At 57.8% G+C, this 22,396-nt stretch carries 17 protein-coding genes; 7 read left to right on the top strand and 10 right to left on the bottom strand.

Annotation, left to right across the window (positions count from 1 at the left end):
* Window positions 1–7: 7 nt before the first annotated feature.
* The gene (gene acs, locus GOV53_RS02810; RefSeq protein ID WP_170464147.1) at window positions 8–1,972 is read right to left on the bottom strand and encodes an acetate--CoA ligase; all 1,965 of its coding nucleotides are present in this window, start codon (window positions 1,970–1,972) and stop codon (window positions 8–10) included.
* Between the two features lie 428 nt (window positions 1,973–2,400).
* On the opposite strand from acs, the gene GOV53_RS02805 reads away from it, so the two are divergent.
* The 3 genes from GOV53_RS02805 to GOV53_RS02795 all read left to right on the top strand — a co-directional run bounded on the left by GOV53_RS02805 (window position 2,401) and on the right by GOV53_RS02795 (window position 5,515).
* A complete protein-coding gene (locus GOV53_RS02805) occupies window positions 2,401–3,417 on the top strand; it encodes a C4-dicarboxylate TRAP transporter substrate-binding protein (RefSeq protein ID WP_170464146.1) in 1,017 nt (338 codons plus the stop codon).
* A gap of 61 nt (window positions 3,418–3,478) precedes the next feature.
* Window positions 3,479–4,108, top strand: coding sequence for a TRAP transporter small permease (locus tag GOV53_RS02800; RefSeq protein ID WP_170464143.1), 630 nt, complete (start codon window positions 3,479–3,481; stop codon window positions 4,106–4,108).
* Window positions 4,109–4,111: 3 nt separating this feature from the next.
* Window positions 4,112–5,515 carry a TRAP transporter large permease gene (locus tag GOV53_RS02795; protein WP_170464141.1) on the top strand — a complete coding sequence of 468 codons (1,404 nt, stop codon included), beginning with the start codon at window positions 4,112–4,114 and terminating at the stop codon, window positions 5,513–5,515.
* 129 nt (window positions 5,516–5,644) lie between these two features.
* Here the strand turns inward: GOV53_RS02795 and GOV53_RS02790 are convergent, their stop codons facing one another.
* Window positions 5,645–6,688, bottom strand: coding sequence for an ornithine cyclodeaminase (locus GOV53_RS02790; RefSeq protein WP_170464139.1), 1,044 nt, complete (start codon window positions 6,686–6,688; stop codon window positions 5,645–5,647).
* Window positions 6,688–7,608: an arginase gene (rocF, locus tag GOV53_RS02785; RefSeq protein WP_170464137.1), complete on the bottom strand. Its 921-nt coding sequence runs from the start codon at window positions 7,606–7,608 to the stop codon at window positions 6,688–6,690. The genes GOV53_RS02790 and rocF overlap by 1 nt, the downstream gene beginning before the upstream one ends.
* An 86-nt stretch (window positions 7,609–7,694) precedes the next feature.
* Between rocF and GOV53_RS02780 the strand changes: the two genes are divergently transcribed.
* Window positions 7,695–8,123 carry an Lrp/AsnC family transcriptional regulator gene (locus GOV53_RS02780; protein WP_170421527.1) on the top strand — a complete coding sequence of 143 codons (429 nt, stop codon included), beginning with the start codon at window positions 7,695–7,697 and terminating at the stop codon, window positions 8,121–8,123.
* A gap of 82 nt (window positions 8,124–8,205) precedes the next feature.
* The gene (gene mprF, locus GOV53_RS02775) at window positions 8,206–10,815 is read left to right on the top strand and encodes a bifunctional lysylphosphatidylglycerol flippase/synthetase MprF (RefSeq protein ID WP_170464135.1); all 2,610 of its coding nucleotides are present in this window, start codon (window positions 8,206–8,208) and stop codon (window positions 10,813–10,815) included.
* Between the two features lie 3 nt (window positions 10,816–10,818).
* Here the strand turns inward: mprF and GOV53_RS02770 are convergent, their stop codons facing one another.
* The 4 genes from GOV53_RS02770 to GOV53_RS02755 form a co-directional block, all read right to left on the bottom strand.
* Window positions 10,819–12,381, bottom strand: a complete 1,563-nt coding sequence (locus tag GOV53_RS02770; RefSeq protein ID WP_170464133.1) for an efflux transporter outer membrane subunit — start codon at window positions 12,379–12,381, stop codon at window positions 10,819–10,821.
* An 11-nt stretch (window positions 12,382–12,392) separates the two neighbouring features.
* Entirely contained in the window at window positions 12,393–13,538 is a 1,146-nt protein-coding gene (locus tag GOV53_RS02765) for an HlyD family secretion protein (protein WP_170421516.1), read from the bottom strand.
* A gap of 20 nt (window positions 13,539–13,558) precedes the next feature.
* Window positions 13,559–13,921, bottom strand: a complete 363-nt coding sequence (locus GOV53_RS02760; protein WP_170421513.1) for a DUF3302 domain-containing protein — start codon at window positions 13,919–13,921, stop codon at window positions 13,559–13,561.
* Between the two features lie 118 nt (window positions 13,922–14,039).
* Window positions 14,040–14,801 (bottom strand): DeoR/GlpR family DNA-binding transcription regulator, encoded by a 762-nt coding sequence (locus tag GOV53_RS02755; RefSeq protein WP_170464131.1) that lies wholly within the window; start codon window positions 14,799–14,801, stop codon window positions 14,040–14,042.
* A gap of 192 nt (window positions 14,802–14,993) precedes the next feature.
* Between GOV53_RS02755 and glpD the strand changes: the two genes are divergently transcribed.
* Window positions 14,994–16,586 (top strand): glycerol-3-phosphate dehydrogenase, encoded by a 1,593-nt coding sequence (gene glpD / locus GOV53_RS02750; RefSeq protein WP_170464129.1) that lies wholly within the window; start codon window positions 14,994–14,996, stop codon window positions 16,584–16,586.
* 57 nt (window positions 16,587–16,643) lie between these two features.
* Here the strand turns inward: glpD and GOV53_RS02745 are convergent, their stop codons facing one another.
* Window positions 16,644–17,207 (bottom strand): phosphohydrolase, encoded by a 564-nt coding sequence (locus GOV53_RS02745; protein WP_170464127.1) that lies wholly within the window; start codon window positions 17,205–17,207, stop codon window positions 16,644–16,646.
* Between the two features lie 159 nt (window positions 17,208–17,366).
* On the opposite strand from GOV53_RS02745, the gene GOV53_RS02740 reads away from it, so the two are divergent.
* Entirely contained in the window at window positions 17,367–17,888 is a 522-nt protein-coding gene (locus tag GOV53_RS02740; RefSeq protein ID WP_170464125.1) for a TetR/AcrR family transcriptional regulator, read from the top strand.
* A 54-nt stretch (window positions 17,889–17,942) separates the two neighbouring features.
* Here GOV53_RS02740 and GOV53_RS02735 read toward each other — a convergent pair whose 3' ends face one another.
* Window positions 17,943–21,080 carry an efflux RND transporter permease subunit gene (locus GOV53_RS02735; RefSeq protein ID WP_170464123.1) on the bottom strand — a complete coding sequence of 1,046 codons (3,138 nt, stop codon included), beginning with the start codon at window positions 21,078–21,080 and terminating at the stop codon, window positions 17,943–17,945.
* A gap of 3 nt (window positions 21,081–21,083) precedes the next feature.
* Window positions 21,084–22,250: an efflux RND transporter periplasmic adaptor subunit gene (locus GOV53_RS02730; RefSeq protein WP_170464121.1), complete on the bottom strand. Its 1,167-nt coding sequence runs from the start codon at window positions 22,248–22,250 to the stop codon at window positions 21,084–21,086.
* Between the last annotated feature and the right edge of the window lie 146 nt (window positions 22,251–22,396).

Raw genomic sequence — 22,396 nt, 5'->3', positions numbered from 1 at the left:
CACATCCTCACTTGTTTGCGCGGTTTTCGATAAGGTCCTCGACCACCGACGGATCGGCCAATGTCGAGGTGTCACCCAGGCTGCCAAAGTCATTCTCGGCGATCTTGCGCAGGATCCGGCGCATGATCTTGCCCGAACGGGTCTTGGGCAGGCCGGGGGCCCACTGGATCACATCAGGGCTGGCAATCGGGCCGATCTCGGTCCGGACCCAGGTGCGCAGTTCCTTGAGCAACTCGTCCGAAGGCTCACGATCATTCATCAAAGTGACATAGCAATAGATGCCTTGCCCCTTGATTTCATGCGGATAACCAACCACCGCAGCCTCGGCCACAGCGGCATGTGCAACCAAGGCGCTTTCGACCTCGGCAGTTCCCATGCGGTGGCCCGAGACGTTGATCACGTCGTCGACACGTCCGGTGATCCAGTAATCGCCATCCTCGTCGCGGCGGCAACCGTCGCCGGTGAAATAGTAACCCTTGTAGTCCGAGAAATAGGTCTTTTCGAACCGTTCATGATCGCCCCAAACGGTGCGCATCTGTCCAGGCCAGCTGTCCTTGATGCACAGAACCCCTTCGACACTATTGCCGTTGATCTCAACGCCGGACTGCGGGTCAAGAACGACAGGTTGGATGCCAAAGAAAGGCTTCATCGCGGCACCGGGTTTCATCGCGTGGGCACCGGGCAGGGGAGTCATCAAGTGGCCGCCGGTTTCGGTCTGCCACCAGGTGTCAACGATGGGGCAATTCCCTTTGCCAATGACGTCGTTGTACCAGTTCCATGCTTCGGGGTTGATCGGTTCACCCACGGTGCCCAGAGTTTTCAGGTCGCTCAGGTCATGCTTTTCGACCCACTCATTGCCTTGCCCCATCAGGGCGCGGATCGCGGTAGGGGCCGTGTAAAACTGGTTTACCTTGTGCTTGGCGCATACTTCCCAGAAACGTCCTGCATCGGGGTAGGTGGGCACGCCCTCGAACATCACCGTGGTCGCACCATTGGCCAGCGGGCCATAGACGATATAGCTGTGACCCGTGACCCAGCCCACGTCTGCGGTACACCAGTAAATGTCACCATCGTGGTAATCGAACGTGATCTCATGGGTCATCGCGGCATAGACCAAGTAACCGCCAGTGGTATGCACAACGCCTTTGGGCTGACCGGTCGAGCCAGAGGTATAAAGAATGAACAGCGGGTCTTCGGCATTCATTTCGGCGGGCGCGCAGTAGTCGTCCGCTTCAAGTGCCATTTCGTTGTAATCATAGTCGCGGTCGGCAATCCACGTGGTCTGACCACCTGTGCGCTTGACCACCAGGCACTTCACGGTGTCCTTGCAGTGCAGCAGGGCGGCGTCCGCGTTGGATTTCAGAGGCGTTTTGCGGCCACCCCGGGGTGCTTCGTCAGCGGTGATGATGACTTTGGCATCGCAACCATTGACCCGTGCGGCCAGTGCGTCAGGCGAGAAGCCCGCGAAAACGATCGAGTGGATAGCACCGATGCGAGCGCAAGCGAGCATGGCATAGGCTGCTTCGGGGATCATCGGCAGGTAGATCACAACGCGGTCGCCCTTGCGCACGCCCAGCGATTCCAGAATGTTCGCCATCCGGCAAGTGCGGCGGTGCAGTTCCGCATACGTGATGTGCTGTGCGGGATCAGCTGGATCATCCGGCTCCCAGATGATTGCGGTCTGGTCGCCACGGGTCTTAAGGTGACGGTCCAGGCAGTTGGCCGAGACGTTCAGCGTGCCGTCGGCGTACCATTTGATCCCAACCGAACCAAAATCATAGTTGACGTCTTTGACCTGCGTATAGGACTTGATCCACTCGACTCGCTTGCCCTGCTCATCCCAGAACGCTTCGGGATCGTTGATCGAAGCTGCGTACATCTGACCGTATTTTTCAGCATTCACATGCGCGCGGGAAACGGTTTCGGCGGACGGCGGAAAGGTATTGGCTTCTGCCTTGGCAGCGGTTGTCATTCTGAGGCTCCTCCCTCTGGACCATATTGAATCGGATCGATTGTGCCTGCTGAACGGGCGATGTCGATCCGTTTCCTCCCTGTACGCAATAATACGGAGGGTTGAAAACAATGAAATAAATTACCGATTTCTCACGATTAGTTTGTAAATTTCTTATTGCGAACTGGCAATTTTAGTAAAAAACTGTCGGTGTAGATGATAAAATATTAATTAAAACAATAAAATAGTTGTAACGGAAATTCTTGTGCCCGACCGCCATGAGAAATCAATTTTAACGTATCTTGGATTCACCTTTTGGTTGTTAGCGTATGACGGTCCAACTTTCCGACAGGCCCGATGACGGGCCGGGGGTTGGCACGTGTCGATGTTGGCGCTAGCTTTTGTTCCAAGCACCCCGCCAAGGCGGTGCGGAAAAGGGAGAGATCATTATGAAAAAGATGTTGGGCGGCTCTGCCGTTGCCGCTTTGTGCGTTGCATTCGTGTCTGAGGCTGCCGCGACCGAGTGGAATGCATCCGTGTGGGGCAAGCGTCGCGCGTTCACTGAACATGTCGAGAAACTGGCGGAACTGGTCAGCGAAAAGACCAACGGCGATTTTACCATCAACGTTAGCTATGGCGGCCTGTCTAAGCCACGTGAAAACCTGGACGGGATCGAGATCGGTGCCTTTGAAATGGCGCAGTTCTGCGCGGGGTATCACCGCGATAAGAACCGCGCAATTACGGTGCTTGAGCTTCCCTTTCTGGGGGTGAGCAACCTGAACGAAGAAGTGGCGGTCAGCCACGCTGTCTACGATCACCCCGCGGTTCAGGAAGAGATGGCGCAGTGGAACGCGCGCCTGCTTATGACCTCGCCAATGCCACAGTATAATTTGGTCGGCACCGGTGATCCGCGCGACGAACTGGCTGAATTCGAAGGCATGCGCGTGCGCGCCACGGGCGGTCTGGGGCAAGCATTCGAGGCCGTTGGCGGCGTCCCGACGTCGGTCCCTGCAACCGAAGCCTTCAACGCGATGGAATCCGGCGTCGTTGATACCGTTGCGTTTGCTCAGCACGCACATCTGTCGTTTGGCACCATCAACGAGGCTGATTGGTGGACAGCCAACCTGAACCCCGGCACGGTGAACTGCCCGGTCGTTGTGAATATCGACGCCTACGACGCACTTCCGGCCGAGCATCGCGAAGCGCTGGACAGCTCAATCGACGAAGCGATTGATCACTATCTGGCCAACTACGGAACGCTGCTGGAACAGTGGGACAGCGTACTGGAAGAAAAAGGCGTCCAGAAGGTCGAGATCGACGACTCTGTGATTGCCGAATTCCGCACCAAGGCCGCTGATCCGATCCGCGAGCAGTGGATCGCAGATATGTCTGCTCAGGGGCTGCCCGCGCAGGATCTGTATGATCTGGTTATGTCGACGCTGGAACAACAGCGCAGCGGTAACTGATAGCGAAATCTGGGTGCCCATACGGGCGCCCGGACACTTATAAGAACAGGGGAACACCGCAATGGCAGGACAGGCCACGGTGCTTGAGGACGACAGCCTTCTAAGTTCATTGGATCGTAAGTTGCTGAAACTGGAGCGATTTCTGGCTCTGATCAGCGGTATAGCGGTGTTTGGCCTTATGGTTTTGGCGGTAATCTCGGTGAGCGGACGCAACGCGATCAACGCGCCTCTGCCGGGATATGTCGATTGGATTGAACAAGCGATGCCGCTGATCGCCTTTCTGGGCATTTCTTACGTCCAGCGTGATGGTGGTCACATCCGAATGGACATCGTCATCTCGCGCCTGCACGGGCGCGCTCTGTGGTTGTTCGAACTGATTTCGGTCCTTCTGATCCTCGTCCTGATGTTGGCGTTGGTCTGGGGCAGCTGGTCACATTTTGATCGGTCATTCGACTTTGGCGCGCCGCTCTGGAGCCGCGACAGTTCCATCGATATCGGCATCCCACTCTGGCCCGCAAAGCTGTTGGCGCCGGTCGCCTTTTCGGTGCTGTGCCTACGGCTGGTTTTACAGATTTGGGGATACGGTCGTGCGCTGATTGTCGGGGCTGAACACCCGGTGGCGGTGCCCTTGATACAGGACGCAGCAGCCCAGGCCGCTGCCGAGGCCGAGCAATTCGAAGGGCAGGACTAGCGCATGGACACGATTGACATTGGCCTGTGGGTCACAGGTGGCCTGCTGGTTCTGGTCGTAACCGGAATGCGCGTGGCCTTTGCGGCTGGCCTTGCGGGGCTGGTCGGGTTGGTCTGGATTTTCTGGGCGAAATTTGGGTATGACCCCGACCGCTTTGGCAAGGCGCTGACGGTTGCCGTTAAAACCGCGGGGCAGGTGCCCCATTCCAAGGTGGCGGCGCATACACTTAGCCTGATTCCCACCTTTATCCTGATCGGTTATCTGGCGTACTACGCGGGCCTTACCCGAGCCCTATTCGAGGCCGCAAAGCGCTGGGTCGCCTGGGTGCCTGGCGGGCTGGCAGTCTCAACCGTCTTTGCCACAGCAGGTTTCGCCGCCGTGTCCGGCGCATCGGTGGCGACTTCGGCCGTCTTCGCCCGGATTGCGATCCCTGAAATGCTGAAGGTCGGCTACAACAAGCAATTCGCCGCCGGAGTGGTGGCCGCTGGCGGTACGCTGGCCTCGCTGATCCCGCCCTCTGCCATCCTTGTGATCTATGCCATCATCGTCGAGCAGGATGTTGGCAAGCTGCTGTTGGCCGGGTTCATCCCCGGAGCGTTTTCCGCTGTTGTCTACGGTCTGTTGATCGTGGGCATCGCGGTGATTTTCAAAAACGTCGGTCCGCCGGTGACCGGTTTTACCTGGAAAGAACGGTTCTCTGCGTTGCCGGGCGCGATCCCGATTGTGGCGGTGATCCTGATCATCATCTGCTTTGTCTATAACCCGTTTGGTGACAAGGCCTGGGGCACCCCGACCGAGGGCGGGGCTATTGGGGCGTTCATCGTCTTTTGCTTTGCCTTGTTCCACGGCATGCGCTGGCCCGAGTTCAAATCGGCGTTGCTGGAAACCGCCAAACTGACCGCCATGATCTTCTCGATCATCTGGGGCGTTCTGATCTACGTGCGGTTCCTTGGATTTGCCGACTTGCCGGGTGCATTTTCCGACTGGATTACCTCGCTGGAAATGTCGCCGATGCTGATTCTGATCTGCATCCTTCTGGCCTATGCGGTGCTTGGTATGTTCATGGATGCGATAGGGATGTTGCTGCTGACCTTGCCGGTTGTCTACCCAGCCGTGATGGCGCTGAATGGCGGCGAAACCGTCAGTGCTGCCGACAGTGCCTTTGGCATGTCCGGTCCGATGTGCGCCATTTGGTTCGGCATTTTGGTGGTGAAGATGGCCGAGTTCTGTCTGATCACGCCCCCCATCGGTTTGAACTGTTTCGTAGTCGCAGGAGTCCGCCCGGACCTGAGTGTCCAGGACGTGTTCAAAGGCGTGACACCATTCTTTATCGCCGATGCGGTCACAATCGCGCTGCTTGTGGCCTTCCCGGCAATTGTTCTCTACCTGCCTTCACTGGCAGGTTAGGCCATTTGCGAGGCTCTGCCTCGCGCTCCGAGGTATTTGTAGCCAGATGAAGCAGGGGATCCGAAACTTCATCTGGCCGAAAATACCTCGGGGGAGTCTCCCGAAGGGCGGCGGGGGCAGAGCCCCCGTTCAACCCGCCCGCATCAGCATCCCGTACAGATCCCGCGGATCGTCTGGGTCGGCCAGCATGTCCAGAGGTTTAAAGAAATCAGTGCCTTCGATGGCGGTTTGAATGTAGCGTAAGGCCGAGAAATCCTCGATCGCGAAGCCGACACTGTCGAACAGAGTGATCTGGCGATCGTCGCGGCGACCTTCGGCCTGGCCGGTCATAACCTGCCACATCTCGGTTACGGGGTGATTGTTGTCCAGCGCCTGGATCTCACCTTCGATGCGGGTTTGTTCGGGGTATTCGACGAAGATGTCCGACCGCAAAAGGATATCTCGGTGCAACTCGGTCTTGCCGGGGCAATCGCCGCCGATGGCGTTGATGTGCACGCCCGGTCCGACCATGTTGTCGGTCAGGATCGTGGCATATTTTTTGTCCGCGGTGCAGGTGGTGATGATCTGTGCACCTTCGATGGCGTCCTCTGGCGTTTTGCACAAGACCACCGTCAGCCCCGAGTTTTTGAGGTTGCCCGCGCATTTTTCGGTCGCGGCAGGATCGGTGTCATACAGACGCACGGTATCAATCCCACACATGGCCTTGAACGCGAGGCACTGGAATTCTGATTGCGCGCCATTGCCGATCATCGCCATCACGCGCGAAGACTTCGGGGCCAGATAGCTACCCACCAGAGCTGATGTCGCCGCGGTACGCAGGGCGGTCAGCATTGTCATCTCGGTCAAAAGGGTCGGATAACCAGTGTAAACATCGGCCAGCAGGCCGAATGCAGTCACTGTTTGCAGGCCTTCGGACGTGTTCTTTGGGTGACCGTTGACGTATTTGAACCCATAGGCTTCGCCATCCGAGGTGGGCATCAGCTCGATCACGCCATGTGGCGAGTGGGCCGGGATACGGGGCGTTTTGTCGAAGCTTTCCCAGCGTTTGAAGTCCGCCTCAATCTGGGCGGCGATTTGGGTGATCATCCGCTCGAGCCCGATGTGATGCACCAGTCGCATCATGTTGTCGACGGATACAAAGGGCACAAGCGCCTTGTCGGAAGGTTGGGTCATCAGAAACTCCGGGTCGGGCGGTCGAAGATGCGGCGGCCCAGCAGGGACGCGGCCAGATCGACCATCAGTTTTGCAGTACGTCCACGTTCATCGAGGAACGGGTTCAGTTCGACCAGGTCCAGCGAGCAGACCAGACCGCTTTCATGCAGCAACTCCATCACAAGATGCGCTTCACGTTCGGTCGCGCCGCCGGGTACGGTCGTGCCAACAGCTGGGGCGATGGAGGGATCAAGGAAATCGACATCCAGCGAGACGTGCAGAATACCATTCGCTGCGCGTACGCGGTCAAGAAACGCGATCAAGGGTGCCTTGATGCCGTGTTCGTCAATGCTGCGCATGTCGGCCAACATGGCCTGATCCTGTTCCAGCCGGGCGCGCTCGGCCGGGTCGACAGAGCGCAGGCCGATCATGCCAACGCGGTCTGTGGGCACGCGAACAGGCAAAGGGGGAAACGCGTCGAAACCCGGTTGTCCGGTGAAGTATGCGACGGGGGTGCCGTGCAGATTGCCGCTGCCGGTGCTGTCGGGTGTGTGGAAATCGCTGTGGGCGTCCAACCACAGAACGAACAGAGGTCGCCCAATCTGGTCCGCGTGAGCGGCCATACCCGCAACCGTTCCCATTGAAAGCGCGTGGTCGCCCCCCATGAAGATCGGCAGGCCCTTGGGCGCAGTGTCCTGTGCAGCACGGGCAAGAGCACTGGTCCAGCCGACACATTCGGGTAGCGTGACCAGATGCGGGTGCTCGGGGACATCCGACGGATCGGCACTGACATTGCCGATATCCGTCACGTGGTGTCCGAGATCGGCCAAGGCCTCTTGCAGGCCCGCCACCCTGTAGGCGTCTGGGCCCATGCGGCAGCCCTGACGCCGTTTGCCAGCGTCCATCGGTGCGCCGACCAATATGATGTCTTTTTTTTCCATATGAGTATCTAGACATGCGCGATGGCTTGCGAAAAGACAGCAAAATGTTCAAATTGTCATTCAGATAAACGAAATGAGAAGTATTCATGGACGATTTGGATAGTAGGCTGCTGAGTGCATTGCATCGGGACGCGCGGGCGTCGCTGTCTGAACTGGCTGAAACGCTCGGTGTCACCCGCACCACTGTACGCAGCCGCCTTCAGCGGCTTAAGCAATCGGGCGAGATTGTGGGCTTCACCGTCCTCACCCGTCAGGACGTAGCGCAAAGCCCGGTGCGCGGTTTAATGATGTTGGAGATCGAGGGCCGCGGGACCGAGCGTACTATGGCCCGGATCGCAGCGATGCGGCAGGTACGCGCCGTCCACTCCACGAACGGCAGTTGGGATCTGATCGCTGAAATCTGGACCGAAACACTGGCTGAGCTGGACGAGGTTCTGTTTCAGATCCGACGGATGGAGGGGATTACCCGATCCGAAACCAACCTGCTTCTATCGACACGCAAAGGGCGGCTCTGACCCCGTAGTGCTTTGAGCTTGAACGAAATTGTGTCACAGTCGCAGTGCGTATTCCAAGTGCGCCTGAGAGCAGGGACACAGCATGGCATCTGGCGAGAACGTGGAAGACCTTTGGGCCGTTCGCTTGGCAGAACGGGTCTCAGGGTTTCTTGAAAAACCCGCGATCAGGATCGCGATCCCGATCCTGGTCACGCTGGTCGCGCTGATTGTCCTGCGCGAATTATCTGCGCATGTGAAATGGGCCGACGTGAAAACGGACGTCGCGGGCACGTCGTGGAAACTGATGTTCTTCGCCCTTTGCTTTACGGCGCTCAGTTTCCTATCCCTTTCTCTATACGACGTGTTCGCCGTTCAAAGCGTGGCGAAGGGCGAGGTTCCCTTGCCCGTGGCAGGCATGGCTGGGGCATGTGGATATGCGGTGTCCAATTGCCTAGGCTTTTCCTACATCACCGGCACAGCAATCCGGTACAGGATTTATGCCTCGTTGGGTTTGGATCTGGGCCGCGTGGCGGGGGTGATCGCGACCTCTTGGATTGCGTTTTGGTCAGGTTTTGTGCTGCTGCTGGGGGGATTGCTGACGTTGCACCCCGACGGTGTGTCCAAAGTTCTGCCGATCAGCGATACCGCCGAAACAGTGATCGGATTGTGCCTGTTGGCGGCGCTGGTTGCGGTTTTCATTTGGCTATCCCGGGGCGGGCGCAGACTGGCAGCGGGTGGTATGGGGTTCAACTTGCCTGGGGGCAAGCTGGCAGGGTTGCTGACGCTGGCTGCGATCGGAGACCTGTTTGGGGCATCCATGACCCTGTATATTCTGATGCCCGACGATCTGGGTGTCGGATTTCCGTTCTTTTTTACAATCTACATCGGCGCGATTGCAGTCGGTATCCTGAGCCATGCGCCGGGAGGGATCGGCGCGTTTGAGGCGACGCTGATTGCAGGTTTGGGGGCTTCGGGTCGTTCCGACGTTATCGCCGCCTTGTTGCTGTATCGGGTGGTCTATACCTTTTTGCCGTTCGCGATCGCGTCGTTGTCGATCGCCGTCGCGTCCGCTCTGACGCATCGCCACCACATCAGCGGAGCCGCCACTTGGGTCTATCGCGTGATTCGTCCAATTGTGCCAATGGTTGCAGCGGGTGTTGCCGCAGTGGCTGGCGTGATCCTGCTGGTTTCGGGGGCTTTGCCCGCCAGCAGTCAAAGCCTTGGCGTGCTGCGCGATTTCCTACCCTTGTCTTTTGTCGAGGCTTCGCATCTGGCGGGTAGCGCAGTTGGTGTTCTGCTGCTGTTGGTGTCGCGTGGGTTGTTCCGCAAGCTTTATCGCGCATGGATCGTCGCGATGCTGTTGATGGTCGCGGGGTTTGTGGCCTCGATTACCAAAGGGCTGCACACGCACGAGGCCATCGGTATGCTGTGCACCATCGCCTTGCTGGCCATGTTCCGGGGCGCGTTCTACCGCGTCAGCGGCGCGTCGATTTTCCGCCTGAACATCCCATGGTTGGTCAGCGTCATCGCATTGCTTTTGGTCATCTTCTGGATCGGTCTTTTTGCCTATTCCCATGTCGAATACCAGAACGCCTTGTGGTGGGAGTTCGCCTGGAATGGTGATGCCTCGCGCTTTTTACGATCAAGTCTGGTCGTTGCGGTCATCCTTGGTGTCGTCGCCGTGAACTCACTGTTTGGGCGCGACGTGCCTGAGCAGGTTCGGACTGAAATCCCAGAGGTCGTCGAACGGTTGGCGTTGGAAAGCGAGGATACCGAGGCGCAGATATCCCTGACCGGGGACAAGCAATTCCTGATTTCACCGGGTGAGGACGCCTTTCTGGCCTATGCAGATACTGGCAACGCGCTGATCAGCAAGGGCGAACCGGTCGGCGACGAAGCGGCCGGGCAACAGCTTATCTGGCAGCTGCGCGAAATGGCGGATCGCGAGGGCAAACTGTGCGCTTTCTACAGTGTCTCGACCAAATACTTGCCGACCTTCCTGGATTTGGGCCTGTCCATCCTCAAGATTGGTGAGGTTGCGCGCGTGCCGCTCAAGGATTTCTCGTTAGACGGAAAATCCCGCAAAAGGTTCCGTCAGGCCAAGAACAGGGCCGAGCGCGAAGGTTATGTGTTCGAGATCATTCCCAAGGAAAAACTGGCCCCCGTATTGCCGGAGCTGCGCAAGATCTCGGACGACTGGTTGCAGCACAAAGCAGGGGCGGAAAAGGGATTTGCCCTGGGTGGGTTCGATGATGAATACCTGTCTTACTTTGACCATGCGGTACTGCGCAAAGAGGAAGGTGGTCAGATTATGGCCTTCGCCAACCTGTTTCAGGGTGGTCACAAATCCGAGCTGTCATTGGACTTGATGCGCTATGAGCCCGACAGTCCCAGCTTTGTCATGGACGCCCTGTTCGCCGAGATGATGGGCTGGGGGGCAGAGCAGGGGTTCCACTGGTTCTCTTTGGGGGCCGCACCGTTTTCCGGGATCGAGAACCGGCAACTGGCGTCATTCTGGAACCGTGTTGGTGGGTTTGTCTATGAGCATGGCGAGCAGTTCTATCACTTCGAAGGGCTGCGGTCGTTCAAGCAAAAGTTCGACCCGGAATGGAGCCCGAACTACCTGGCAAGCCCGGGTGGTTTGGCGGCCCCTCGTATCCTGTACGAAGTAAACATCCTTATTTCCGGCGGTCTGCGAGGGCTGACCAAATAAGCGTCAGTTCAGGCTGGCGCGGGTCGGGTCTTTTTCCAGAAGATCACCCCAATCGGTACGATAGGCCATCTCGGCCAGAACAGTTTCGGGCAGGAATTCCTGGTTCTGCCGGATCTGCCAGCCGCCGCCCAAGCCCTTGTAGACGGCGACCAGGTTGCTGGAGACCTGCTGGCGCGCCTGAATCAGATTGGCCTGTGATCGCAGCAAGGCGGTTTGCGTGTTCAGGATGCGCGAATAGCTGGCGATGCCGTCCCGGTACTGGTCGATGGCGATCTCGGCGGCCTTGCGCGATGCAGCCACGCTGTTTTCGTAGAACCCGACCTGCTTGCGCGATTGGGCATAGGCCACCATTGCGCTTTCCACTTCCGAATAGGCCGTCAGAACAGTGTTTTGGTAGTTGGCAATCAACGCCTGATAGGCGGCGTCCTGCGCGCGGACGTTGTTCTTGATCCGGCCATAGTTCAGCACATTCCAGACCACTCCGGCATTGGCCAACCCGGTCGAGCTGGCCGATGAGAACAGATCCCGCCCGCCCGAGGCCTGTAGGCCAATCGCACCAGACAGGATGAATTGCGGATACAGATCGGCCAGAGCTATCCCGACCTGTGCCGATTGCGTGGCAGCAGCCAGCTCGGCCGCGCGCACATCGGGACGACGACGCAGAAGCTCGGCCGGGACACCGACCGAGACGTTACTCCGCGCCGACGGAATGCGCCCGGAATTGCCCAGCAGGCTGGTCATGCGCGATGGGGTGGTGCCCAGCAACACTGCTAGCGCATTCTTGGCCTGCTGCAGGTCGCTTTCGATTTCGGGCACCAGTGCTTTGGTATTGTTCAGCAGTGCGGTGGATTCCTGCACGTCCAGCTCGGTTGTGACCCCATTGTCGAAACGCAGCTGGGTCAGATCAGCAGATTCCTGTTGCAACTGGATGTTCTCGCGCGCGACGGCCAGCGACTCCTGCAAGGCGCGGATGTTGACATAGAGCGCTGCGACGTCGCCCGTCAGAGTGACCAGAGCGTCGTCATAATTCGCCACCTGCAGCGCCAGATTGGACCGCGCGGCCTGAACCCCACGGCGCTGCTGGCCCCAGACGTCCAGCTCCCACTGTGCGTCGAACCCGACCTGCGAGGTCGAGAACTCGGTATCCAGCGGGATAATCCGGCGTGCATCGGAAATTGGACCAAGATTGTCGCTGATTTGGCGCCGCTCGATCGAGGCGCCAATGTCCTGCGATTGCGGATAAAGCTCACCGAACGCGATGCCCAACTGCGCGCGCGCCTGCAAGACGCGAGAACCTGCGACTTGAAGGTCGAGGTTCTGGGCGTAGGCTTCGGCGATCAGCTTGTTGAGGGTTGGATCGTTGAACGTCTCCCACCATTTGACCACCGGAGCGCTGCGGGAAGTCAGCCCGCTTTGACCCGCGCTGGGGCTGTTCACCTCGATCCACTGTTTCACGACCGGAGAGTTCGGGCGCACAAAATCCGGGCCAACGGGCGTACAGCCCACCAGTAAGGCGGCGCTTAGGGCCGTGCCCAGCAGTTGGCGATGAAGTCTGGCCCGGATCATGATTTGCGTCCTCAAATATCCAATGGTCGAATGAAGTTGGCGAAAGAATAAAGCCGGATGTTGATGCGCCGCAGGAACTCAAAGCTTTTGCCTTGCCCGGTATAGATCGCCACAGCCGCGTGGCCACCGGCGGGGAACGTGTGCCCGTCGGGAATATCTACCGAGATTTGCACGGCAATACGCCCCGGCAGCTTGGGCAGTTCGAACCCGGGCAGGCGGCCCGAGGGCAGGTATTGGCCCTGACGGGTGGCCCACCAGATCGCCTCGACCTTGCCGGTCAGAATCTCGCCGGGATACAAATCAAGCGCCACTTCGACAGGCTGGCCGACCTCGACAAATTTTAGGTTCTGCTGCCGGTAAGTAGCGAGAATATAGGGGTTGTCTTTTGTCACGAAACTGGCAATCGCGCCCAAGCGGATATCGCCCACAACCAGACCCGGGCGGGCCTGCTGAGAGACAATCATGCCGTCTTCGGGGGCGTAAATGGTGGTGTTGTCTAAGAAATATTGGGCCTTGTCCAACTGCGCCTGCGCTTGAAGTATGCCGGTATTCACACCGTCAATCTGGGAATCCAGCGCCAGTTGCGCCTTTTCCAAATTGGCCCCAGCCTCTTTGACCTGCGCCTGATCTTCGGTGACCTGTTCGTTCCAACGATCCAGTTCGTCCTGACGCGCGCCGCCTGCAGGCACCAGGTTTTCATACCGCGCCTGTTGGGTCAGGGCATAGGCCAGCTGAGCGTTGGCGCGTTCAATCGCCTCGGATGCAGCGATGACGTCCTGTTCCAGAATCTTAGCGTTCTGTTCGGCCGCGACCAGCTGCGCTGTGGCTTCTGCGACCTCAAGCTTGAAGACGGTGTCATCGAACCGGTAAAGCGGGTCGCCTTTTTTGACTTCGGTGTTGGGTTCGACCAGAACCTCGGACAGGATAGTCGGTTCGGTCAGGCGGGGGACGATCTGGATCGTGGACCGAACCACATGACTGTCGATGGAAAAAGGCTGAAAGAACCGCAGGGCGACCAGAAAGATCAGCAGTAGATGCGCGCCAACCCAGAAGGACACAATGCCCCACATGATGTTGAACTTCAGCCATTGCATCTTGAAGAAGATGAACCAGACGAAAATGATGTAGAACAGCGTAATGCCGAGGGCGACGAACATAGTCTGTGGTTCCTTTGGCCTTAGCTTTTCTGCGTCTCGTCCGGGTCAAGCGGGTCGCGGTATTCCTCCGTCAACTCGCCGCCCAACCGTTTGATTTCTTTGCGAACGGCTTCTCGTTCATCATCAGGCATGCGGCGAATATCGACGACCGTGCCGTCATGGAACGCCCAGATGAATGCATGGACCCAGGGCACGATTGCCAGGAATCCCATCCATCCCATGATTTTGATCGCTTCGGCGTGCGGGTGGTTGCGCTTGATCGCGATGCGGCCCGGCAATCCCATGACAAACAAGAACAGCGCCATGACAGCGGCCAGCAGCAAAATCAATGCAACAAAAGTCAGATAGTCGTAGTAGCCCAGCGGCTGCCCAAGTAACCCCATCTTCCTGCCTCCGATTGGGAAGGTTACCTTATCCTCAAATGCTGGTGGGCGGTTCGTCAATCTATTTGTGGCCAACTATTGGTTGTGCCGTGACGAAAGCAGTGATTCCGAGGGTTGATCAGCCGCAAATACGCAAGGCCGTGTTCCAATCGCGACAGCGGTCGTTCAGGTCGGCTGGAGCAGGATGGTCGGTGTAAAACGTGTCTACCTCAGCCAATGAGGTGATGCGGGCAGGGGCGGCGCGTTGGAATTTCGAATGATCGGCAACCAAAAAGGTGCGCCGGGTTTGCGCAAGTATGGTTTGGCTGACCAGAACCTCTTGAAAATCGAAATCCAAAAGGTCGCCATCCGTGTCGAGGGCAGAGCATCCGATGACTGCATAGTCAAACTTGAACTGCCGTATGGTTGAGACCGTCAGATTGCCCACAAGCCCACCGTCCGAGCGGCGCAACACACCGCCCGCAACAACGATTTCGCAATCGGTGTTGTCGACCAGAATATTGGCGACGTTCATGTTGTTGGTGACCACCATCAGGTCCTTGTGCCCTAACAACTGACGTGCGACAGCTTCGGTCGAAGTGCCGATATTCATGAAAACTGAAGCCCCGTCCGGAATGTCGCGGGCACAGGCAGCGGCGATTCTTGCTTTGGCCTCCTCGTTCAGGGCACGTCGATCCTCGTACCCGATGTTCGAGACGCCTGACCTTATGACGGCACCGCCGTGAACGCGGTCAAGCTTTCCCATATCCGCCAATTCAGACAGATCGCGGCGAATGGTTTGCACAGTCACGCCGAACTGGGCTGCCAGATCCTCGACCATGACGCGACCGTCCTGCTGGGCGATGTTCAGGATATCTGACTGGCGAAAGGAGAGGGACATTTGGGGCTCCGAGCGTTGGTTGTGTTCGTTTTTGTTCTATTTTTCGATTTTGACAAGTCTATGACGGGCCGTTGAGACAAAAATTAACAATTGCAGAGCAAATTGCGAAAAAAAACGAAAGCAAACATTGACGAAACGCACCAATGCCGGGTTAATGCCCACGATATTTCCAGCACAGAGAATCATCCGGATATGGAACGGCACAGCGATACGGTCACGGACCTGTTCATCATTGGCGGTGGGATCAACGGTGGTGGCATCGCGCGCGATGCTGCCGGGCGCGGGTTGTCGGTGACACTGGCCGAGATGAACGATCTGGCTTCGGCGACATCATCGGCGTCGACCAAGCTGTTTCATGGCGGGCTGCGGTATCTTGAGTACTTCGAGTTCCGTCTTGTGCATGAGGCGTTGATCGAACGCGAAACGCTGCTGCGCGCGATGCCTCACGTCAGTTGGCCGATGCGCTTTGTGCTGCCGTATCACAAGGATATGCGGTTCGATTCCGAAACGCCGACTTCGCGGTTGCTTAGCACGGTGATGCCCTGGATGCGCGGTCGGCGTCCAGCGTGGCTGATCCGCTTGGGATTGTTCATGTATGACCATCTGGGCGGGCGAAAAATCCTGCTGGGAACAAGCGCGCTGAACCTGCGCAGCGCACCCGAGGGTGGGCCGCTGCAGGACAAGTTTCAAACGGCCTATGAATATTCCGATTGCTGGATCGAAGACTCGCGGTTGGTCGTGCTGAACGCCCGTGATGCCGAGGCGCGGGGCGCCGAAATCCTTGTGCAGACCGAGGTCCTTTCCGCCGAGCGCGTCGATGACCTGTGGCAGATCACGATCCGGGATCGCCAAAGCGGCGAGTCGCGCGTTGTGCAGGCCAAGATGTTGATCAACGCAGGTGGTCCGTGGGTTGGAGACATCATCCAAACGAAAATCCGGATCAACTCTCGCGAGGGCGTTCGTCTTGTGCGCGGCAGCCATATCGTGACCCGCAAACTTTACGACCACGACAAATGCTATTTCTTCCAGGGTGAGGACGGGCGCATCATTTTCGCCATTCCATACGAGCGTGATTTTACCCTGATCGGGACGACAGATCAGGACCATCCGAACCCGGAAGAGCTGCCAGTTTGTACCGAGGCCGAGCAGGATTACCTGTGCGCCTTCGCTTCGAAGTATTTCAAAAACCCGATCACGCGCGATGATATCGTCTGGACTTACTCCGGCGTGCGCCCTCTGTACGACGACGGGGCCAGCAGCGCGACGGCGGCAACACGGGATTACACGCTTAAAGTAGATGCGCAGGGTGGGGCCCCGGTGTTGAACGTCTTTGGCGGCAAGATCACTACCTACCGGCGGCTGGCTGAAAGCGCGTTGGACAAGGTGGCGGAGCACTTCCCCAATCTGCCCGGTCCCTGGACTGCGGGCGTCGCGTTGCCCGGTGGGGACTTCCCGGTTGATGGGGTGCAGGGCTTGGTTGAGGACCTTTTGTCAGCCTATCCGTTCCTCGATCGCCCTTGGGCCGAACGGTTGGTCCGTGCTTATGGGACCGAAGCAAAGACGATGCTTGGGGACGCACAGGCAGCGGCAGATCTGGGTGAAGATTTCGGTGCGACGTTGACCGCGCGGGAGCTTACATGGTTGATCGACAAGGAATTCGCCCGTACGGCTGAGGATGTGGTCTGGCGCCGAAACAAAATGGGCCTGCGGCTCAGCGACGAGCAGATCGCGCGCATTCAGGCCTGGATGGATACCTACAGCGCGCCCGTCGCGGCGAGGGCATGATACGTTCTGGAGACCTGAATTAAAGGTTGGATTTAAGTCTTGACTAAATGACCGGGGCTACCACTTGAACACGCGGCGCAATACGCGAAGGTTGCCGCTGAACTTGTTACCGCCAAGGTCGCCGGCAAGCCTTTGCAGGACATCCGCAAAGCCATAGCTGGGGATTGCATCCTGAACTGCTTTGACCTGAGCCTTTGTTAATCCTTTGCGTATTTTTCCTTCGGTGGCGTCGATCCAATCCGCCTTGCGGATAGCTTCGACGATGCGCTGGTTCGGCCCGCGATACGGAAACACCTTGTGGTGCCAATGGATGGCATCCTTGAGCAACTGTGGATCAAGGCCCCAATCGTACTTTTCGTTGTCAGCCAGCGCGTGCGCTTCTGATGGCTCAAGATATGCAAGGTCGTGTTCCGTCCACAGCCCGATATCGTGGTAGACAAGCGCGGTTTCGACCATTGGGCGCGCCTCTTCATCGCCGTCCAGAAAGTGCATCGCAAAGGTGATCACGCGATAAACGTGGCCGCGATAGGCCAGATAGTCATCGCCCAGTGCCTCGCGATAGGGCTCAAACAGACGTTCGACCCGGTCACTATGATCAATAATTTTAATGACATCGGTCATGTTTCTGGCTCTTTGCGTTTTGGCGATCCATTGTGTAAGCATGTGATTACATCGGGGTGGGATCGTAAGTCAACAGGTGATTACTTGAGTGCCGAAGCAAAACAACAGATCGAGAGCAGTGCCAGAAAGCGCAATTCGGATGCGACAAAGGATGCAATTGTGGCTGCCGCCCGCGTCGAGTTCCAAAGAGCCGGGTACGAAAGCGCCAGTACGCGAAAGATCGCCTCGGATGCGGGGTGCAATGTCGCCCTGATCAACCGCTATTTCGGATCAAAAATCGGCCTGTTTGAAACAGTGATGGAAGCCTGCATTGATCTGAGCCCGCTTGTCGGCCTGTCGCAGGATCAGATGGTCGCAGCCTTAGTCGACATCGCTTTGGCCAAAGCCGGGTCGCAGGGCGATTTTGACCCGGTGGTTGTTGCCATCAAATCATCCGGGTCCGCAGCTGCGCAAGATGTGGTTCGCGACAAACTGGGAAACCCAATGGTCGAAGAACTTTCATCGCTGATTGGCGGCGAAGACGCGAAACAAAAAGCCGGAGTAGTACTGAGCATTATCTCAGGTATGTTCGTCGGTCGCGTTTCCATTGGGGCCGATGCCTTGGCGGATGACGAAAGTGAAATCATTCAACCGATGCTGACTGACGCTTTGAAAGTGGTCCTTGCGACAGGGCGCGATTAGAACCTGAACCTTTCCAGTAAAAAGCCCCGCCGATTTGGCGGGGCTTTTATCTGATTACGCTGCTTTCTCGGTTGGTCCTGGATCGTCCTTGGTGCCTTTGATCCATTCCCGCAGCCCTTGCAGCAGGGCGTAAAGGACCGGCACCAGGATCACGCCGACCAAGGTGGCCGCCAGCATCCCGCCGAACACGGCAACACCGATGGCCTTTTGGCTGGCAGCGCCAGCGCCACTTGCGGCCAACAGTGGAACAACACCCAAAAGGAAGGACAGGGCGGTCATCATCACCGCGCGGAAACGCTGATAAGCAGCCTCGGCCGCGGCATCCTTGACAGACAGCCCCTTGGCTCTTTGCTCCATCGCGAATTCCACGATCAGAATACCGTTCTTGGATGCCAGGCCCACAAGCATGATCATCCCGATCTGCGTATAAAGGTTGATGTCACTGCCCACGATGGCCACTGCGGCCACCGCTCCGAACAGGGCGACGATCACCGAGAGCAGGATCGACACCGGCAAGGTCCAGCTTTCGTATTGGCCCACAAGGAACAGATAACCGAACAGGATCGCAAGCCCGAGGATCACGATCACCAGCCCGCCGGATGCCAATTGCTGCTGCGCTGTCCCGGTCCACTCGAAGGCGTAGCCGGGCGGCAGGGCGGTCGTAGATTCCTCGGTCATCACTGTGATCGCGTCACCGGTGGACAGCCCGGGGGCCGGAACCGCCGTCACAGTCGCCGAACGGAACAGGTTGTGTCGTTTCAGCAAAACCGGCCCAAGCACGTTCTCGACGTCGATCAGAGTACCCAGAGGCACCATCTCACCCTTGGTCGAACGGACATAGAGGTTCGAGATATCCTCGACATTGTCGCGATAAGAACCATCCGCCTGGATCATCACGCGATAGACCCGACCGAACAGGTTAAAGTCGTTCACGTAGTATGAACCCAGCTGTGCCTGCATGGTCTGGAACACCTCGGCCACCGAGACTTGTAGCGTCTTGGCTTTTTCCCGGTCCAGATCCACGAAAAGCTGCGGAACGTTGGCTCGAAAGGTCGTGTAGGCTTGGCCAATTTCTGCCCGCTGATTGGCCGAATACACAAAGGAACCGACCGCAGAGGCCAGATCCTGGGGCGAGCCGCCACCGGTTTGCTGAACCTCCATCTCAACACCGGCCGACATACCCAGACCCTGAATGGGCGGCGGGTTGAAAGCTACGATCGAGGCTGCGGACTCGCCATTCGCGATGGCCAGAACCTTGGCGAGGATGGCGTTTGCACTCAGGTCGTCTTCCTGCCGCAGGTCCCAGTTATCAAGGTTGACGAAGATCGCAGCGCCGTTGGTGATTGTGCCGTTCAGCAACGAGAAGCCGTTGATCAGAACGGTACTGGAAACGCCCGGGATCTGTTGAATCTGTTCGTCGACGCGGGCCGACACAGCCTCGGTCCGTTCCAGGGTCGCCGCATCGGGCAGCTGGATGTCCACAAACAGATAGCCGTTATCCTCAAGCGGAAGGAAACCGCTGGACGTGTTGGACATGATCGTACCGGTGCCTACGGCGAAGGCTGCGATCATACCCAACCCGACAATCGGTAGGATCAGAAGTTTGCGCACGATGGCGACGTAACCGCTGCGGATGGTGCCGATAAAGTTCTCAAACACAGCCAACAGCCCTTTGGGCGGGCCGGAACGTGCCTTCAGAACCAATCCACACAATGCAGGCGATAGGGTCAGCGCGTTGATGGAAGAGATCACAACCGCGGTCGAGATCGTAACGGCGAACTGTGAGTACAACCGCCCCGAGATGCCGGGCATGAAGGTCACAGGCACGAACACCGCCAGCAAAACTAGCGTGGTCGCAATCACCGGACCGGTGATCTGCCCCATGGCTTTGCGCGTGGCCTCCGCAGGGGGAAGCCCTTCCTCTGCGATAATCCGTTCGACGTTCTCCACCACAACGATGGCGTCGTCCACCACGATCCCGATCGCCAGAACCAGGGCGAACAGCGAGATCGTGTTCAGCGACATACCGAACAGCAGCAGGAAGGCGAATGTCCCGATCAGTGAGACCGGGATCGCAACCGCTGGAATGATCGTCGCGCGCCAACTTCCAAGGAAGACGAACACAACCGAGATCACCAGAATGAATGTCAGGATCAGGGTCGAGACCACGTCATTCAGGGACTGTTCCACAAAGTCCGTTGTGTTGAAGGGGACAGAGTATTCTACGTCCGTCGGGAAAGTGCGCGACAAACGCTCAAGCTCGGCCTCTACACGTTCGGACACCGCCAGCGCATTCGCGCCGGGGGCCTGATAGATACCGATGACAGTCGCGGGAACACTGTCGAAATATCCCGACGCCGCGTAGTATTGCGCGCCCAGTTCGACCCGCGCAATGTCCTTGACCCGCACGATCGAACCCGCATCGCCGGTACGAATGACGATGTCTCCAAATTCAGCAGCGGATGTCAGGCGGCCTTTGGTTTTGATCGTGTATTGAAAGGTCTGCCCCTCGGGCACCGGAGGCGCACCGATAGAACCGGCCGAAACTTCCACGTTTTGTTCACGGATGGCACTAATCACGTCACCCGGAGTGATGGACAGAGCCGCCATCTGGTCCGGGTCCATCCAGATACGCATTGCGTATTCCAGGTTGGTCAGAACGTCGGCCTTACCCACGCCCTGAACACGGGCCAGCGCGTCTTTCAGGTTGATTGAGGCATAGTTTGACAGAAACACACTGTCATATGTCTCGTTCGGTGAAGTCAAAGTGACCAGCAACAGCATGTTGGTCGACGCTTTTTGCGTGACCACACCGGACGAAGTCACCTCGGACGGCAGCGATGACATCGCCTGCGCCACCCGGTTCTGCACGTTGACCGACGCGATATCAGGGTCAGTGCCGACCTCGAACGTGATGTTCAGCGAATACGAGCCGTTATCCGATGAGGTGGACGTCATATAGATCATGTCGTCCACACCGTTGACCTGCGCCTCGATCGGGGCGGCGACGGTGTTTTCCACGGTTTCGGCATTTGCGCCGGTATAGGTGGTCGTCACACTGACTACGGGTGGGGTGATGTCAGGGAACTGGGCGACCGGCAGAACCAAATAGCCGATGCCGCCCATGATCGTTAGGACAAGCGAAATGACAAGCGCCAGCTTTGGCCGGCTGATGAACAGGGCTGAGAACATCCGTTATTCTCCCGGCTGTTCAGATGCTACGACAGCATCCACCGCGACACCGGGACGAACCCGCTGCAGGCCTTCGACGATCACGCTTTCACCTTCGCGCAGACCGTCTTTCACGATGATTGCCGTGCCGACGACGTCACCTGTCGTGATATAGCGCTGTTCGACCATCTGCTTGTCGTTGACCACCAGAACGAATTCACCGCGCTGATCCCGTTGCAACGCAGCTTGCGGGACCAAGACCTGAAGGGTGGGCTCCAAAGCTTCGATCTGAACGCTCAGGAACTGACCGTCGATGATCAACCGTTCGGCGTTTGGAAACTCCGCCCGTACCGTGATCGCGCCTGTTAGAGGATCAATACGGTTGTCCGCAAAGACGATCTCACCGGTTTCATCCAATGCGGTACCATTGGGCAGAGTCAGATGAACATTCGGGCTCTTGTTGCTTTCAGCCAGCGACGCGGCACTTTCGCCGTACTGTTCAAGAACCGACGTGAACTGCTTTTCGTTCAGCGAAAAATTCACATAAATCGGGGCTTCGCTGACCAGATTGACCAGCGGAGGGTTTGTTGGCCCAACCACATCGCCGACACTTGTTTCAACCCGGCCAATTCGACCGGCGAAGGGCGCGTGAATCTTGGTGTAGCTGAGGTCCAGTTCGGCTTGTTGGATTGCTGCGTGCGCGGCTTTTACTTCGGCTTCGGCGACCAGCTCATTCGCCCGAGCAATGTCGCGTTCGGATTCCGGGGTGGCGTCACGCCTGTACAATTCTTCCTTACGGGCGAGGTCGACTTTGGCTAGTTCCAGATTGGCTTCCGCCCGATCCAGATCAGCCTTGCGGGCTTCAAGCGTCGCTTCGTAGAGATCAGGTTCAATCGTAAACAAAAGGTCGTCTTTGTCGACCAGTGCGCCATCTTGTACTTCCTGAGTTTCCAAAAACCCGTTTACACGCGCTACGATGTCGACTTTGTCGATGGCTTCGGCGCGCCCGATGAACACGGCCTCATTGGTGATCTCTTGGGTATAGGCGGCTGCAATCGACACTTTCGGCGGCGGCGCATCGCTTTGGTCCTGCGCAAGCGCTGCATAACTGACACTTAGGCTGGCAAACGCTGCAATTGCCAGCGCCGGACCTCTGTGTCGGAAAAAGGAGTTAGTGATTGCAAGGGACATGGCACGCGCCTCATTAAACTCAAGGATTTTGCGTCTAGGCCACCGGAATGGCCCGACGAGTCGTTTTAATTCTCAGGCAGGATGGCCGTTTTGACGATATAGCTCAAGCTTCTTGAATGCGTGTCGCGGTCGCAGCAGGCGGGAAT

Source organism: Ruegeria arenilitoris (assembly GCF_013035315.1).
Taxonomy (GTDB): domain Bacteria; phylum Pseudomonadota; class Alphaproteobacteria; order Rhodobacterales; family Rhodobacteraceae; genus Ruegeria; species Ruegeria arenilitoris_D.
Note: the sequence above shows the minus strand (reverse complement) of the source record. Positions and strands in the feature narration are given on the sequence as shown.